Annotated in this window: 14 protein-coding genes; all 14 read right to left on the bottom strand. The window is 62.0% G+C overall.

What is annotated here, in order from left to right; translation table 11 throughout:
- Positions 1 to 91: 91 nt before the first annotated feature.
- The 14 genes from P3S72_RS07435 to P3S72_RS07370 all read right to left on the bottom strand — a co-directional run bounded on the left by P3S72_RS07435 (position 92) and on the right by P3S72_RS07370 (position 15,509).
- On the bottom strand, positions 92 to 418 hold the full coding sequence (locus P3S72_RS07435) for a hypothetical protein (RefSeq protein WP_247402792.1): 327 nt from the start codon (positions 416 to 418) through the stop codon (positions 92 to 94).
- Complete coding sequence (locus P3S72_RS07430) at positions 415 to 1,320, bottom strand: alpha/beta hydrolase (RefSeq protein ID WP_247402794.1); 906 nt, start codon at positions 1,318 to 1,320, stop codon at positions 415 to 417. The genes P3S72_RS07435 and P3S72_RS07430 overlap by 4 nt, the downstream gene beginning before the upstream one ends.
- A 167-nt stretch (positions 1,321 to 1,487) precedes the next feature.
- Entirely contained in the window at positions 1,488 to 2,765 is a 1,278-nt protein-coding gene (locus P3S72_RS07425) for a flavohemoglobin expression-modulating QEGLA motif protein (protein ID WP_276196818.1), read from the bottom strand.
- A gap of 21 nt (positions 2,766 to 2,786) precedes the next feature.
- Complete coding sequence (locus tag P3S72_RS07420; RefSeq protein WP_276196817.1) at positions 2,787 to 3,335, bottom strand: hypothetical protein; 549 nt, start codon at positions 3,333 to 3,335, stop codon at positions 2,787 to 2,789.
- 15 nt (positions 3,336 to 3,350) lie between these two features.
- A complete protein-coding gene (locus P3S72_RS07415; RefSeq protein ID WP_276196816.1) occupies positions 3,351 to 4,067 on the bottom strand; it encodes a TetR family transcriptional regulator in 717 nt (238 codons plus the stop codon).
- A 106-nt stretch (positions 4,068 to 4,173) separates the two neighbouring features.
- Entirely contained in the window at positions 4,174 to 5,676 is a 1,503-nt protein-coding gene (gene lysS, locus P3S72_RS07410; protein ID WP_247402801.1) for a lysine--tRNA ligase, read from the bottom strand.
- A 70-nt stretch (positions 5,677 to 5,746) separates the two neighbouring features.
- A protein-coding gene (gene prfB / locus P3S72_RS07405) for a peptide chain release factor 2 (RefSeq protein ID WP_247402803.1) occupies positions 5,747 to 6,842 on the bottom strand; the annotation gives its coding sequence in 2 pieces (ribosomal slippage) (positions 5,747 to 6,769 and positions 6,771 to 6,842; 1,095 coding nt in all).
- 240 nt (positions 6,843 to 7,082) lie between these two features.
- Positions 7,083 to 8,084 carry a PleD family two-component system response regulator gene (locus P3S72_RS07400; protein ID WP_247402806.1) on the bottom strand — a complete coding sequence of 334 codons (1,002 nt, stop codon included), beginning with the start codon at positions 8,082 to 8,084 and terminating at the stop codon, positions 7,083 to 7,085.
- A 51-nt stretch (positions 8,085 to 8,135) separates the two neighbouring features.
- Positions 8,136 to 9,146 carry a chemotaxis response regulator protein-glutamate methylesterase gene (locus tag P3S72_RS07395; RefSeq protein ID WP_276196815.1) on the bottom strand — a complete coding sequence of 337 codons (1,011 nt, stop codon included), beginning with the start codon at positions 9,144 to 9,146 and terminating at the stop codon, positions 8,136 to 8,138.
- Positions 9,143 to 11,428, bottom strand: coding sequence for a hybrid sensor histidine kinase/response regulator (locus P3S72_RS07390; RefSeq protein WP_276196814.1), 2,286 nt, complete (start codon positions 11,426 to 11,428; stop codon positions 9,143 to 9,145). Before P3S72_RS07390 ends, P3S72_RS07395 begins: the two co-directional genes overlap by 4 nt.
- Complete coding sequence (locus P3S72_RS07385) at positions 11,425 to 12,126, bottom strand: chemotaxis protein CheW (RefSeq protein ID WP_276196813.1); 702 nt, start codon at positions 12,124 to 12,126, stop codon at positions 11,425 to 11,427. Before P3S72_RS07385 ends, P3S72_RS07390 begins: the two co-directional genes overlap by 4 nt.
- Positions 12,119 to 13,378 (bottom strand): CheR family methyltransferase, encoded by a 1,260-nt coding sequence (locus tag P3S72_RS07380; protein WP_276196812.1) that lies wholly within the window; start codon positions 13,376 to 13,378, stop codon positions 12,119 to 12,121. The genes P3S72_RS07385 and P3S72_RS07380 overlap by 8 nt, the downstream gene beginning before the upstream one ends.
- A complete protein-coding gene (locus tag P3S72_RS07375; protein ID WP_276196811.1) occupies positions 13,375 to 13,887 on the bottom strand; it encodes a chemotaxis protein CheW in 513 nt (170 codons plus the stop codon). Before P3S72_RS07375 ends, P3S72_RS07380 begins: the two co-directional genes overlap by 4 nt.
- Positions 13,887 to 15,509, bottom strand: a complete 1,623-nt coding sequence (locus tag P3S72_RS07370; protein WP_276196810.1) for a methyl-accepting chemotaxis protein — start codon at positions 15,507 to 15,509, stop codon at positions 13,887 to 13,889. Before P3S72_RS07370 ends, P3S72_RS07375 begins: the two co-directional genes overlap by 1 nt.
- Positions 15,510 to 15,595: the final 86 nt, after the last annotated feature.

Below are 15,595 nucleotides of genomic sequence, written 5' to 3'. Positions count from 1 at the left end.
TTGTTATCAGCAACGCTGACAAGCCAATCAGTGGCGTCTTACGCAAAACGGTTCCAGGAATTTCAAGCCGGACGGTACTGCCCGCAACTGGCTACTGCTGCAACTGCGGGGTTTCCTGGCCCACGCAACGCACGGCCTGCTTTTTGTTGTTCACCAGCACACCGCTGAGGCCTTTTTGCTCGGTATCGAACATCACCAGCACGCCATCGACGCATTGCGCCACTTGCGCCGCCGGGGTCAGGGAGATCTTGTAGTCCTCGCCAGGCACGGTCTTGAGCATGGTGAAGTCGCTGAGCAGCAACGCATCGTCCGGTTTGGCGAAATGCAGGTAGCCATAAAACCACAGGCAACCGACGGTGCCGATGATGGTGCCGATGCCGGTGAGGATCAGCGGGATCATGTTGCGTTCTTCGCTCATTGCGGGCTCTCTGATGAGTCAACTTTAGGAATAGGGTAATTCGGAATTTCGCCCAGGCGGCGCAGGCCGTTGAAATGCAGCGGGTCATCCAGATAACGCAGCATCACAGTTTGCCAGGTCTTGTCGGCAAAGGTCTGCACATGGCCGCCACGGGTCAGTTGCAACACCCTGGGTGCAGGCGCGGCCTGATACAAACGAATGCCATTGGACAGCGGCACGATGGGGTCATCCAGGCTGTGGAACAGCAGTTTCGGCACCCCGGTCAACTGGGGCATGGCATTGATCGCACTGTCGGCGTCGGGCACCAGCCAAGACAAGGGCACTTGAAACGGCCATGTTAACCAGGAGGTGCTCAGGGCGAATTGTCCTACGTCACGATAACTGGCGGGCACGCCGTCCAGCACCAGGGCCTTGAGTTGGGTCTGCCGCTCCGGGTGGGCTGCCAGGTAATGCACGGCCAGCGCGCCGCCCAGGCTTTGGCCGAGGACGATCAACGGCTGGCCCTGGGTTTCAGGCGCCTGGTCGAGCCAACTGAAAGCCGCGTCGACGTCCTGATAGATCGCCGGTAACGATGGCTTGCCTTGCGACAGCCCATAGCCGCGATAATCCAGCAACAGGACTTGATAGCCTTGCTCCGGCAACCACCAACTGCCGCCCAGGTGCCAGGCCAGGTTGCCACCGTTACCGTGCAGGTGCAGCACCGTGCCCTTGAGCGGCACCCCGGGTTTGGCCGGCAACCACCAGGCATGCAGCTTGACGCCGTCGGCAGTGGTGAGCGTGACGTCGCGATATTCCAGGTGCGCCTTTTGCGGCGTGAACGGCAAGCCGGGCTCCGGGTAGAACAGCAGGGAACTGCAACCGTTCAGTGTGAGTAGCAGGCAAAGAATGCCGAGGATTCTCATCCGTTGAAGCCTCGCTGATCGTCGAAATGTTCAGGCGCGTGCAGGTCCAACTGTGGAAGGGGGCTTGGCCCCGATGGCGGTGGGTCAGTCACAGTTGCATTTACTGACACCGTTATCGGGAGCAAGCCCCCTCCCACCTTGTTGAACCGGTTGGGTCAGTTCAGCCTTTACAGGATGTTGGAGTAATCCGCCTCGATCCGATCCAGGCTCAAATGGTTGAGGAAGTTGGAGAAGCACATCCACGCCGCCAGTGCGTTCATGTCCCGGAACTGCTCCGGAAGGTACTTGGGCGGCACCACCAGGCCTTCGTCGACCAACTGACGCAGGGTGCGCATGTCTTCCAGGGTGGTCTTGCCGCAGAACAGCAACGGCACTTGTTCCAGCTTGCCTTTGCGCACGGCCAGCTGGATGTAGTTGTAGACCATGATAAAGCCCTTGAGGTAGGACAAATCCTTGGTAAACGGCAGACCATTCGGCACCGAGCCGCGAAACACCCGGCTGGCGTTACCGTAGCTTTCGGCCATTTCAAAGCCTTGTTCACGGAAGAAGTCGAACACCTGCAGGAAGTCGGCGCCCTCTTCCACCATGTGGATCGCGCGGGTGCGGTTGGTCAGCTTGCGCAAGCGACTCGGGTAGGAGGCAAAGGTGATGATTTCCATCAGGATCGCCAGGCCTTCCTGGGTCACGGTGGACGATGGCGGGCCCTTGGACAGGAAGGTGCAGATCGGCTGGTTCTGGCCGTTGAGGGTGGTGCCCACATGCACCAGGCCTTCATGCACTTCGAGGGCGCGCACGTCGCGGTCGTTGAACATCGCATCGGCGCGGATCTTGATGTAGTCGGCACCCGCCGCAGCGTCGGCGACGATCCCGTCGGACTCGAACACGCGGATGGTTTCTTCGGCCTCGCCAAACACCTTGTTCAGGCGGGTTTGCAGCAGGCTGACCGCGTCCTTGGCGGTGAGGGTCTTGGCCTCGTCCTTCAGGTCGCCACGGCCGTCGATATTGTTCAAGTAGTCGGACAGCATCAGGCCGAGGTCCGCCAGGGTCGGATCGCCAGCGTGGAAGGCATCGGAGGCGGCGCCGTACAGCTCCTGGGAAATCAGGCCGAAATCCTCGGTACCACGTGCTTCGAGCATGCGCACCACCATGCGGTACTCCCGGCACATGCGGCGCATGATCTGGCCCACGGGACTGAACTGGCCGAGGCGGCGGGTGATGTCGCGCTCGATGTTCTGAAACTCCAGCTTTACCGCGCTCGAATCGAACGACAGTGGCCGGTTCAGGTAGTAATCGCGGTCCACCGCCGGCATTACCTTGCCCTTGCCCTTGAGGAAACCCTGGCGAATGTTCTCGTCCCATTTCACCGCATCGAGGACGCGGATCGGTGTTTGCGCCAGCACAATGCGATCGGACAAGCTGCGTATCGTCTGCTGGTAATCGTCCACCCGGTACTTCCTCTTTAAACGTTATTTGTCCGCACGCCGGTAGCGCACGGCTTCAACGAACACATCGGCATTGGCCGGGTCATCCAGGTAGGCAAACACCTGGTTCATGGGGCTGTCGACCAGTACGCCGGCACCTTCCACGGTGTCTACGGTGCTGCCGTGCAACGCCTGCTGCCCGATGGCCTGGTGGATTTGCTCAAGGTCGAGGTTATAGACCACCAATTCGTGCGTTTCGTCGAGCTCGAACCCCGCCAGGACGTAATGCCCGCCGAACTTGCCCGGCAACGGCGCCGACAGATACCAGCGATTGCCATGGCGCGAGACGCTGAACACGTACTCATCACGCTGGCCAGGCTTGGCCTGAGGGTAGCTCACGGCTTTGTAGCGGTGTTCGCCGACGCGGCTGATCCGCAGGTTGAGCGGCTCGCCCCAGGCATTCTTGCTCGTCCATTGGCCCAACAGCGCAGCAGGCGCCGCCTCACTGGCCGGCAGCGGCTCCTTGAAGGTCACCAGGCAACCGCTGAGTAAAAGGAACGACAAGGCGATGACCGCGACACGCCAGGCTTTCATTGGACACTCCCGGTGTCAGACCGAGGCCAACACCAAATGCATGTAACGCTTGAGGATCTCAAGCATTTCGTCAGCGCTCAGCGGCTCCGCGCCGTCCAGCAGGCCCTGATATTCCATCCGACCGATAATCGCCGTCAACACTTTGGCATCCTGTTGCGGCTCGCGCGAGCCCAATACCTGGAAAAACTGCCCGGTGCCCTGCAGCAGGATCTGCTGGTGGGAACGCACCAGCTCGGCCAGGCGCGGGTTGAGCAAGGCTTCCTGGCGAAAGGCCTGTTCGGCCATCAGGTACTCGCGACGATTGCTCAATTGGCGCTGCACGTAATCGGCGGTCAGCCGCGCAATGTCATCGGCCAGTTGCGAACGCGACCGCGGGCTGCCGTCGCCATACGCGACCATCTCGCGCAGCAAGCCTTCGTTACGCACCCACAGCTTGCCCATGAACGCGGCGCTGCGCTCGACGTATTGGGCGAAGGTATCGGTGAGCAGGTCATCGATGTCCTTGAAGTAATAGGTGGTCGCCGACAAGGGCACCCCAGCCTCCGCCGCCACTGCGCGGTGGCGCACGGCCCGCACGCCGTCACGCACCACGATGCGCATGGCGGCATCGAGAATGTCCTGCCTGCGTTGCTCGCTGCCCCGACGACTGGCCTTACGGCCCTGGTACTGGACGCTTTCAACCACGGCAGCGGCAATGCCGGCGGCGCCTTCTTGAGCAATTACGCGGTTCACGACACACATCCTTGAAAAGATCAAAACCTGGCGCTGTTTGCTTGACGCTTATTTACGCCGCATAAAAAAGCCGCCTTATAAAAGGCGGCTTCGGATTTCGCTTCGCTTACGCTTGTGGCCGCATATGCGGGAACAAGATCACATCGCGAATCGACGGCGAGTTGGTCAACAACATCACCAGGCGGTCGATGCCGATACCTTCACCTGCGGTCGGCGGCATGCCGTATTCCAGGGCGCGCACGAAGTCAGCGTCGTAGTGCATGGCTTCGTCGTCGCCGGCGTCTTTGTCGGCCACCTGGGCCATGAAGCGCTCGGCCTGGTCTTCCGCGTCGTTCAGCTCGGAGTAGGCGTTGGCGATTTCGCGGCCGCCGATGAACAGTTCGAAACGGTCGGTGACGTTCGGGTTGTCATCGTTGCGACGGGCCAGCGGCGACACTTCGAACGGGTACTGGGTAATGAAGTGCGGCTGTTCCAGCTTGTGCTCCACCAGCTCTTCGAAAATCATCACCTGCAGCTTGCCCAGGCCTTCGAAGCCCAGCACCTTGGCGCCGGCTTTCTTGGCGATGGCGCGAGCCTTGTCGATGTCGGTCAGGTCGTCGGCGGTCAGCTCAGGGTTGTACTTGAGGATCGAGTCGAAGACCGACAGACGCACGAACGGCTCGCCGAAGTGGAACACCTTGTCGCCATACGGCACGTCGGTAGTCCCCAGAACAAGCTGCGCGAGTTCGCGGAACAGTTCTTCGGTCAGGTCCATGTTGTCTTCGTAGTCGGCGTAGGCCTGGTAGAACTCCAACATGGTGAACTCTGGGTTGTGCCGGGTCGAGACGCCTTCGTTACGGAAGTTGCGGTTGATCTCGAACACTTTCTCAAAGCCGCCGACAACAAGGCGCTTGAGGTACAGCTCAGGCGCGATACGCAGGTACATGCCCATGTCCAGCGCGTTGTGGTGGGTTTCGAACGGCTTGGCTGCGGCACCACCGGGGATGGTCTGCAGCATCGGCGTTTCCACTTCCAGGAAGTCACGCTTCATCAGGAAGGCGCGGGTGTGGGCAATCACTTGCGAACGCACGCGGAAGGTGTGGCGCACGTCTTCGTTGACGATCAGGTCAACGTAGCGCTGGCGATAGCGCTGCTCGGTGTCGGACAGGCCGTGGTGCTTGTCCGGCAGCGGGCGCAGGGATTTGGTCAGCAGGCGCACGCTGGTCATTTCAACGTACAGGTCGCCTTTGCCAGAACGGGCCAGGGTGCCTTCGGCGGCGATGATGTCGCCCAGGTCCCAGGTTTTCACGGCGGCCAGGGTTTCTTCCGACAGGGTCTTGCGGTTGACGTAGACCTGGATGCGCCCGGACATGTCCTGGATCACCATGAACGAGCCACGGTTGAGCATGATGCGACCCGCCACCTTGACCGGGATCGCAGCCTCTGCCAGCTCTTCCTTGGTCTTGTCCGCGTACTGTTTCTGCAAGTCTTCGCAGTAGGCATCGCGGCGGAAGTCGTTGGGGAAGGCATTGCCCTTGGCGCGCTCGGCAGCAAGCTTTTCCTTGCGCAGGGCGATCAGGGAGTTTTCTTCCTGTTGCAGGGCTTGCGGGTCGAGTTGTTGGTCGCTCATGTCTTTAAATTTTCCATCACAGGTTCGTTGCCCCCGCCACTGACGGGGGACTTGAGGTCGGGCTGGCGGTTTACAGCCCCGATTTGAGGCTGGCTTCCAGGTATTCGTCGATATCGCCGTCGAGCACCTTGTCGCAGTCGCTGCGCTCGATGTTAGTACGCAGATCCTTGATCCGCGACGCATCCAGAACATAAGAACGGATCTGGTGACCCCAGCCGATATCCGACTTGGTGTCTTCCAACGCCTGGGAAGCGGCGTTACGTTTCTGCATTTCCTGCTCGTACAACCTGGCCCGCAGCATTTTCATGGCGGTGTCCTTGTTCGCGTGCTGGGAACGCTCGTTCTGGCAACAGACCACGGTGTTGGTCGGCACGTGGGTAATACGTACAGCCGAGTCGGTGGTGTTGACGTGCTGACCACCGGCACCGGAGGAGCGATAGGTGTCGATCCGCAGGTCGGACGGGTTGATCTCGATTTCAACCTTGTCGTCGATCTCTGGCGAGACGAACACCGCGCTGAACGAGGTGTGGCGACGGTTGCCGGAGTCGAACGGGCTCTTGCGCACCAGACGATGCACGCCGATCTCGGTACGCAGCCAGCCGAAGGCGTATTCACCCTTGATGTGCACGGTCGCGCCTTTGATGCCGGCGACTTCACCGGCCGACAGTTCCATGATGGTTGCGTCGAAACCGCGTTTGTCGGCCCAGCGCAGGTACATGCGCAGCAGGATGTTGGCCCAGTCCTGTGCTTCGGTGCCGCCGGAACCGGCCTGAATGTCCAGGTAGGCGTTGTTCGGGTCCATTTCGTGGCTGAACATGCGGCGGAATTCAAGTTTGGCGAGGTTTTCCTCGAGACGGGCCAGCTCGGCGACGACATCGCCTACTGCACCTTCGTCGTTTTCTTCGACAGCCATGTCCAGCAGGTCGCGGCAATCGGCCAGACCGGTGTTCAACTCGTCAAGGGTGTCGACGATCTGCGCCAGCGCCGCGCGCTCGCGGCCCAGTTCCTGGGCGTATTCAGGGTTGTTCCAGACACTCGGATCTTCAAGCTCGCGATTGACTTCGGTCAGACGCTCATGCTTTTGATCGTAGTCAAAGATACCCCCGAATAGTTTCGGAGCGCTCGGACAGGTCCTTGATGGTGTTAAGGATCGGGTTGATTTCCATGGCGGGCAGCACTCGTTGGCGAACTTTTGAAAGCCGACGAGTATAACGACAAACCGGCGCAAACGGCAGTCCGCTTGGCGAAAAGGCAGGTTCAAGAACAGTGAATATCCACTGTGAGAGGGGGCTTGCCCCCGATGGCGGTGTGTCACACCTACACTAGGTGACTGTCACACCGCCATCGGGGGGCAAGTCGAGTCGTCGCACCGCCCCTCCCACATTTGGATCTGCACGGGCCTCAAATTACTCGATACCCACTTGATTGCGCCCATTGTTCTTGGCCGTATACAACCCCTTGTCCGCCGCCATGATCAGTTGCCGGCAATCGGTGCCCTGCACCGGCGTCATGGTCGACAGGCCGATGCTGATGGTCAGGCTCGCCCCCTCAGCCGGGGCGATGTGCGGGATTTTCAGGGCTTCGACGGCCATGCGCAGTTTTTCGGCGACCAGGCGCGCGCCGCCCGGCGAGGTGTTTGGCAGTACCAAGGCGAATTCTTCGCCGCCGTAGCGCGCCGGCAGGTCCGAAGGGCGGCTGCTGGCTTCGCGGATGGCGGCCGCGACTTTGCGCAGGGCTTCATCGCCTTCGACGTGGCCGAAGCTATCGTTGTAGGTCTTGAAGAAGTCCACGTCGATCATCAGCAACGACAGTTGGGCCTGGTCACGCATGGCCCGGCGCCATTCCAGCTCCAGGTATTCGTCGAAGTGACGGCGGTTGGACAGCCCGGTGAGGCCGTCGGAGTTCATCAGGCGTTGCAACACCAGATTGGTGTCCAACAGTTGCTGCTGGCTGACGCGCAGCGCGCGATAGGCCGCATCACGCTGCAACAGGGTCATGTAGGAGCGTGAGTGATAGCGGATACGCGCCACCAGCTCGATGTTGTCCGGCAGCTTGACCAGATAGTCGTTGGCCCCCGCCGAGAACGCCGCGCTTTTGATCAGCGGGTCCTCCTTGGTGGAGAGCACGATGATCGGGATGTTCTGCGTGGCCGGGTGATTGCGGTATTCGCGCACCAGCGTCAGGCCGTCCAGGCCGGGCATCACCAGGTCCTGCAGGATCACTGTAGGTTTAATGCGGATCGCCTGCGCGATGGCCTGGTGCGGGTCGGCGCAAAAGTGGAAGTCGATGTTTTCTTCATGGGCCAGGCCGCGCCGCACGGCTTCGCCGATCATGGCCTGGTCGTCCACCAATAACACCATGGCGGCATTTTCGTCGGTCTTGATGCCGTCGATCTGTAAATCACTCATGTGCAGTCACCTGAATTACCACCTGCAAGCCAGCATCGCCGAGGGTATCGATCATTTTGAAAATACCTCCAGCAACCGGGGCGCAATTCTGTCCAGTGGGCGAATTTCAACAGCAGCATCAATCGCCGCCGCCGCTTTGGGCATGCCATACACCGCCGAACTCTGCTGGTCCTGGGCGATGGTCAGATATCCTTGTTCTCGCATTAATTTGAGCCCCTGGGCTCCGTCGCGGCCCATGCCGGTCAGCAGTACGCCGACGGCATCACCATTCCAGTGGCTGGCCACACTTTCGAAAAATACGTCGATGGACGGCCGGTAAATCTCGTTAACCGGCTCGGCGGTATAGGCTAGCGTGCCATTTTTCAACAGGCGGATGTGATGATTGGTACCGGCCAGCAGCACCACCCCGCTTTGTGGTGGCTCACCTTCGCGGGCCAGGCGCACCGGCAGGCCGGAAGCGCTGCTCAGCCACTCGGCCATGCCGGCGGCGAACACCTGGTCCACATGTTGGACCAGCACAATGGCGGCGGGAAAGTCCCGGGGCAAGCCCTTGAGCAGGATTTCCAGGGCCGCCGGACCGCCGGCCGAAGAACCGATCGCCACCAGGCTCTGGCGTTTGCCGGTGTTGCGCGGCGGCGCGGTTTCGGCGCGCACACGGCTGCCGCGCTGGCCGATCAGCCAGCCAATATTGAGGATCTTGCGCAACAACGGCGCGGCGGCGTCCTTGGGATTACCGACGCCCAGGGCCGGCGTATCCACCACATCCAGAGCGCCGTGCCCCATGGCTTCGAACACTCGGCTGACATTGGCCTGGCGGTCGACGGTGACGATCACAATCGCGCACGGGGTCTGGGCCATGATCTGCCGAGTGGCTTCCACGCCGTCCATCACCGGCATAATCAGGTCCATCAGGATCAGGTCCGGGGTCAATTCGGCGCAGCGCTGCACCGCTTCCAGGCCATTACTGGCCACCCACACCACCTGGTGCGCGGGTTCAAAGCTCACGGCGCGGCGTAACGCCTCCACCGCCATGGGCAGGTCATTGACGATCGCAATCCTCATGCCCGCGCGTCTCCGATCAGTTCCACCACGGCGTCAAGCAGGGCGTCATCGTGAAAACTGGCTTTGGCTAAATAGTAGTCGGCGCCGGCGTCGAGTCCACGGCGTCGGTCTTCTTCGCGATCCTTGTAGGACACCACCATCACCGGCAACGATTGCAGGCGAGTATCACGGCGCAAGAGTGTGACCAATTCGATCCCGTCCATACGAGGCATATCAATGTCAGTGATGAGCAGGTCGAAGTCTTCGGAGCGCAAGGCGTTCCAGCCGTCCATGCCATCGACGGCGACGGCCACTTCATAACCCCGATTAAGCAGCAATTTACGTTGCAACTCACGCACGGTGAGCGAGTCATCCACCACCAGCACCCGTTTACGCGGGGCTTCGACGGCCTGCTGGCTGCGCCGGGTTATACGCTCCAGCCGACCGGTGTTGAGCAGTTTGTCCACCGAACGCAGCATGTCCTCGACGTCGACGATCAACACCACCGAGCCATCGTCCAGCAGCGCGCCGGCGGAAATATCCTGGACCTTGCCCAACCGATCATCCAGCGGCAGCACCACCAGCGTGCGCTCGCCGATAAAACGCTCCACGGCAATGCCATACACCGCATCGCGTTCGCGGATCACCACCACCTTCAACGTCTCTTCATTTCCTTGCCCCGGCGGGCGCTGCAACAACTGGCTGGCGGCGACCAGGCCGACATGCCGGCCTTCATGCCAGAAATGCTGGCGGCCTTCGAGCTGCACAATGTCGTCGGGCGCCAGGTCGCACATCCGCTCGATATGCGCCAGCGGGAAGGCATAGGCTTCTTCGCCGACTTCCACCACCAGGCTGCGCACCACCGACAGGGTCAACGGCACTTCCAAATGGAAGCGACTGCCCTGCCCCGGCGCTTGCTCCAGCACCACCGCGCCGCGCAGTTGGCGGACCATATGCTGCACCGCATCCAGGCCGACGCCGCGCCCGGACACTTCGGTGACCTTGTCGCGCAGGCTGAAGCCCGGCAGGAACAGGAACGTCAGCAACTCCTCCTCGCTGAGGTGCAAAGCGGTTTCCTGGGTCGACAGGTGCCGATCAACGATCGTGCCACGCAGGCGTTCGAGGTCGACGCCGTGACCGTCATCGCTCAGCTCCAGCACCAGCAAACCCGCCTGGTGGGAGGCTCTCAGGCGGATCAAGCCTTCGGCCGGTTTGCCCGCCAGCAGGCGCTGCTCGGGCGCTTCAATGCCGTGGTCGACGGCATTGCGCAATAAGTGGGTGAGCGGCGCTTCGAGTTTCTCCAGCACGTCGCGGTCGACCTGGGTCTTTTCGCCCTCGATCTCCAGGCGTACCTGCTTGCCCAGGCTGCGGCCGAGGTCGCGCACCATGCGCGCCTGGCCGGCGAGCACATCGGCAAACGGGCGCATGCGGCAGGCCAGCGCGGTGTCGTAAAGCACCTGGGCGCGCTGACCTGCCTGCCAGGCGAACTCATCGAGCTCGACGGTTTTTTCCGCCAGCAGGGCCTGGGCTTCGCTCAGCAGGCGGCGGGCATCGGCCAAGGCCTCCTGGGCCTCCAGGCTCAAGCCGGCGGTCTTGAGGTGGCCGTCGAGGTGGTCAAGCGCACGCACACCGTTGCCCTGGATACGTTTAAGGCGTTGCAGGCTGGCCAGGTAAGGCTTGAGCCGCTGGGTTTCCACCAGGGATTTGCTCGACAGGTCCAGCAGGCTGTTCAAGCGCTCGGCGGTCACACGCAGGACGCGCTCGCCACCTTCGGTCATGCGTTTGTTCTGGCGCGGCGGCTCGCTACCGAGGGGCGGCGCAGGCTCGGGTTCGGCGGGCAGCGCTTCGATCACCGGGGCGGGCGCAGGCGTAGGGGCAGGCGCGGACTGCGGCGCAACCTTGGCGGTTGGCTGCGACGGGTCGAGCAGGCGCTCCATCAATGCCACATACGCTTCGACATCCGCCGGCCCCACGGTATTGCCAGGCGTGGCGATGCGCATCAACAGGTCGGTGCCTTGCAGCAACGCGTCGATATGCTCCGGTTGCAGATACAGGCGACCTTCCTGGGCGCTGACCAGGCAATCTTCCATGACATGCGACACGCTAACCCCGGCGTCCACCCCGACAATCCGCGCCGCGCCTTTGAGCGAGTGCGCAGCGCGCATGCAGGCTTCGAGCTGGTCAGCCTGAGTCGGGTTACGCTCCAGGGCTAGCAGGCCCGCGCTCAGTACCTGGGTCTGGGCATCGGCTTCCAGGCTGAACAACTCCAGCAGCGAGGCATCGCGCATCTGGTCGGGGGTCATGTGAGGCTCCGGGTCACGGCAGACAGCAACTGAGCCTCGTCCAGCCAACGCAGGCTGCGGCCCTTCCACTGCAACACACCCTGGGTGAAGCGGCCGCTGGCCTGGGTGCCGGAGGCTGACGCCGCCGTCAACGTCCGCTCGTCGATGGCATGGATACCTTCGACTTCGTCCACCGGCACCACCACCGGGCCGTCCTGCGCGGCGATGATCAACATGCGCGGCATGATACGCCCGCCGGGGGGCCCGTGGCCGGTGGTGTCCAGGCCCAACAGCTCCACCAGCGACAGGCACGCCACCAGCGCACCGCGCACGTTCGCCACGCCAAGCAATGCGCGGGAACGTTGGTGTGGCAGGGAATGAATCGGTTGCAGCGGCGCCACTTCCACCAGGCAGCGGGTGGCGATCCCCAGCCATTCTTCGCCGAGGCGGAATATCAGTAGGGAACGGGTAAGGATGTCTTCGCCCGCTTCGGCAGCGGCGACCGGGCGCCGATCGTCGTGCTGCAACGCATAGCGATCCAGCAAGCGGGTGGCGGCGGCAGAGTACACCGAGCAGTTGCGGCAGTGGATATGGTCCGCCAGCAACGGGCAGGACTTATCACCGTGAATACCGATACGGTTCCAGCAATCGTCGATGGCCTGGGCGTCGGCTATCGTCAGGTCCAGGCCTGCAGTGTCGAGCGCGTTGGGGCTACTCATGGTTTTTGCTCACTGTCAGCTCGCTACGCGCGGCTCGCGCCTGCAAACGGCGCGCCCCCGCAGTGTCGCCCTGGGCTTCGAGCAGCCCGGCCAGTTGCATCAGGGCCTGCGGGTGCTGCGGTTCCAGGTACAAGGCTTTTCGGTAAAACCCCTGGGCGTCCAGGGCGCTGCCGGCCACATCGCTGAGCAGCCCCAACCAGTAAAACACCTGGGCGGCCGGCGGATGTTGGCTTAAATAGCGTTCGCAGGCGGCACGGGCTTCGGCGCTTTTGCCTTCGTTGGCCAGGATCGCGATCTGGCTGAGCAGGTCGCTAGCATCCGACGGCGGCGCGCTGATCGGCACCACCTGCGCGCTGAGCGTACTGAACGGGCGCGGCTTGGGCGGGATCGGTGCGACGCTGTGCCGAGGCGGGGGCACGGGCATCGGCACAAAGACCGGCTCAGGCTTGACCGGCTCGGTGTGTCGGCTGAATGCAAACGACTGCGGCACGCCGATCGAGCGCATGCCATGCCGCCCCAACAGGCTGCCTTCGGCCGGGCCGATAAATAGCACGCCGTCCACGTGAGTCAGGTTCTTGAGCACGTCGAACACTTGTTTTTGTGTCGGCTGGTCGAAATAGATCAGCAGGTTGCGGCAAAACACAAAATCGTAGCTCGGCTCATTGGCGAGCAACCCTGGGTCGAGCAGGTTGCCGACTTGCAGGCGCACCTGTTCGCGCACCCGGTCGTCGATGCGATAGCCATCGACCTGCTCGGTGAAGTGGCGGTCGCGAAACCCAAGGTCGCCGCCGCGAAACGAGTTGCGGCCATACACGCCACGCAGGGCACGCTCCACCGACAACGGGCTGACGTCCATGCCCTGCACCTTGAACTGGTGCGGCGCCAGGCCAGCATCGAGCAAGGCCATGGCGATCGAATAGGGTTCTTCGCCGGTGGAACAGGGCAGGCTGAGAATGCGCAGCGCGCGCAACTGGTTGATCTCGGCCAGACGCGCCTTGGCCAGGCGGGCCAGGGTCGCGAAGGATTCGGGGTAACGAAAAAACCAGGTCTCGGGCACGATCACCGCTTCGATCAGCGCTTGCTGTTCGTCGTGGGAGCGCTGCAGATGGTGCCAGTACTCATCCGCCGTCTGGGCCTCTACGGCGTGACTGCGCTGGCGCACGGCGCGTTCGATGATGGCTTCGCCCACCGAGGCCACATCCAGGCCGATGCGTTCTTTCAAGAAGGCAAAGAAGCGCGGGTCGTTGCTCATAGGCTCGGCTCGGCAGAAAACAGCAAGGCGCGCACTTCGTTGGTGAGCAGATCCGCGACGCCGATCCATTGCATCAAACCCAAGGCATCTTCGCGCACCGGCCCCAGGTAGGGCGTCTGGGGATTGTCCAGACCGTATGGCTTGAATTGCGCCGGGTCGCAACGCAGGGTTTCGGTGGCCTGCTCCAGAATCAGCCCCAGCCAACGCGCCTCGAGCCAGGGCTCAGGTTTGTAGTTGACCAACACCAGCCGCGTACTGGTCCGCGCCTGGGCCGGCTTGCCGAAGGTCAAGGCACTGAGGTCGATAACCGGCACCATCGCGCCGCGATGGGCAAAGATGCCCGCCACCCACAGCGGTGCATGGGCGAGGGGTTTGAGCGGCAGGCGCGGCAGTACCTCGGCCACTTCCGTGGCCTTGAGGGCATAACGTTGGTCGCCGATGTGGAACACCAGGAACAACGCCTTTTTCGCTGCCGGGACGGCGCCGTGTTTAGCCGCGAGGTCGCTCATCAGACTTTGAAGCGCGACACGCCGCCGCGCAGACCGACCGCAACCTGGCTCAGTTCATCAATGGCAAAGCTGGCCTGGCGCAAGGACTCGACCGTCTGACTGCTGGCATCGCCCAATTGCACCAGCGCGTGGTTGATCTGCTCGGCACCGGTGGCCTGGGCCTGCATGCCTTCGTTGACCATCAACACCCGCGGCGCCAGGGCCTGGACCTGATGGATGATCTGCGACAGTTGCTCGCCCACTTGCTGCACTTCGAACATGCCCCGGCGCACTTCTTCGGAGAACTTGTCCATGCCCATCACCCCGGCAGACACCGCCGACTGGATCTCGCGCACCATCTGCTCGATGTCGTAGGTGGCGACGGCGGTCTGGTCGGCCAGGCGGCGCACTTCGGTGGCCACCACGGCAAAGCCGCGGCCGTACTCACCGGCTTTCTCGGCCTCGATGGCGGCGTTGAGGGACAACAGGTTGGTCTGGTCGGCGACCTTGACGATGGTGACCACCACCTGGTTGATGTTGCCGGCCTTCTCGTTAAGGATCGCCAGCTTGGCGTTGACCAATTCGGCAGCGCCCATCACCGAGTGCATGGTTTCTTCCATGCGCGCCAAGCCTTGCTGGCCGGAACCGGCGGCGACCGAGGCCTGGTCAGCGGCGGTGGAGACTTCGGTCATGGTACGGACCAAATCTTTGGAAGTGGCAGCGATCTCCCGCGAAGTGGCGCCGATCTCGGTGGTAGTTGCGGCGGTTTCCGTGGCCGTGGCCTGTTGTTGCTTAGAAGTGGCGGCAATCTCGGTGACCGAGGTCGTGACCTGCACAGACGAACGCTGGGCCTGGGACACCAGGGCCGTCAGTTCGGTCATCATGTCGTTGAAGCCGGTTTCGACAGCGCCGAATTCGTCCTTGCGCGCAAGGTTCAAGCGCTTGCTCAGGTCACCGGTACGCATGGTGTCGAGGATCTCGACGATGCGCTTCATCGGCGCGATGATTGTGCGCATCAACAGCAGGCCGCACAGGCCGGCGGCGAAGATGGCGATGATCAGCGACACCGCCATGCTGATCTTGGCCGACAGCACCGACTCGTCGATGGCCGCCGTGGCGAGGTCAGACACTCCCTTGTTTTCGGTGATGATGTCATTGAGCTTCATGCGCCCTTCGATCCAGATCGGCGTCAATTGCTCTTCGAGCAAGACGTTCGCACCCGGCAGGTCATTGGCTTCGATGCGCGCCAGCACCTCGACGAGGGCCTTGTTGTAGTTGATATGCGCCGCCTTGAAGTTATCGAACTCCATGCGATCAGCCTGGCTGTTGACGGTTTTTTCGTAGTTGGCCATCTGCTGTTCAATACGCGCTTCGAAGGACTTGAAGTCGGTCTTATCGGCACTGGTAAGGGTTTTATCTGCGCGCAGACCAATGATATCGATGGTCAGCAAATAGCTGTCGACCCATGCGCTGCGGATCATCGAACTGAGGTAAACCCCCGGCACCGCATCGTCACGGACCGATTCCTGGCTGGCTTCGATCTTCAGCAACCGTGAGTAGGACACCACAACCATCAGCAGCATGATCGCGATAATGACCGCAAAGCTCGCCATAATCCGCTGGCGCAAGGTCCAATTCTTCACAGTGTTTCCTCGAGGGGCCATTCAAATGAGGGGGAGTATAGCTGAGCAGAAGCCCTCATTTATCAATGGGTTTCGATGTGGCGTAC

The sequence above is a fragment of the Pseudomonas sp. D3 genome (genome assembly GCF_029320995.1).
Classification (GTDB): Bacteria; Pseudomonadota; Gammaproteobacteria; order Pseudomonadales; family Pseudomonadaceae; genus Aquipseudomonas; species Aquipseudomonas paraveronii.
The sequence above is the reverse complement of the archived record's forward strand: the minus strand, read 5'-3'. Positions and strand labels throughout refer to the sequence as shown.

What these genes read in the sequence shown, in the direction of transcription:
- P3S72_RS07435 (WP_247402792.1), bottom strand. Translation starts at nt 418, where the DNA reads ATGAGCGAAGAACGCAACATGATCCCGCTGATCCTCACCGGCATCGGC.
- P3S72_RS07430 (WP_247402794.1), bottom strand. Translation starts at nt 1,320, where the DNA reads ATGAGAATCCTCGGCATTCTTTGCCTGCTACTCACACTGAACGGTTGC.
- P3S72_RS07420 (WP_276196817.1), bottom strand. Translation starts at nt 3,335, where the DNA reads ATGAAAGCCTGGCGTGTCGCGGTCATCGCCTTGTCGTTCCTTTTACTC.
- lysS (WP_247402801.1), bottom strand. Translation starts at nt 5,676, where the DNA reads ATGAGCGACCAACAACTCGACCCGCAAGCCCTGCAACAGGAAGAAAAC.
- P3S72_RS07400 (WP_247402806.1), bottom strand. Translation starts at nt 8,084, where the DNA reads ATGAGTGATTTACAGATCGACGGCATCAAGACCGACGAAAATGCCGCC.
- P3S72_RS07395 (WP_276196815.1), bottom strand. Translation starts at nt 9,146, where the DNA reads ATGAGGATTGCGATCGTCAATGACCTGCCCATGGCGGTGGAGGCGTTA.
- P3S72_RS07390 (WP_276196814.1), bottom strand. Translation starts at nt 11,428, where the DNA reads ATGACCCCCGACCAGATGCGCGATGCCTCGCTGCTGGAGTTGTTCAGC.
- P3S72_RS07385 (WP_276196813.1), bottom strand. Translation starts at nt 12,126, where the DNA reads ATGAGTAGCCCCAACGCGCTCGACACTGCAGGCCTGGACCTGACGATA.
- P3S72_RS07380 (WP_276196812.1), bottom strand. Translation starts at nt 13,378, where the DNA reads ATGAGCAACGACCCGCGCTTCTTTGCCTTCTTGAAAGAACGCATCGGC.
- P3S72_RS07375 (WP_276196811.1), bottom strand. Translation starts at nt 13,887, where the DNA reads ATGAGCGACCTCGCGGCTAAACACGGCGCCGTCCCGGCAGCGAAAAAG.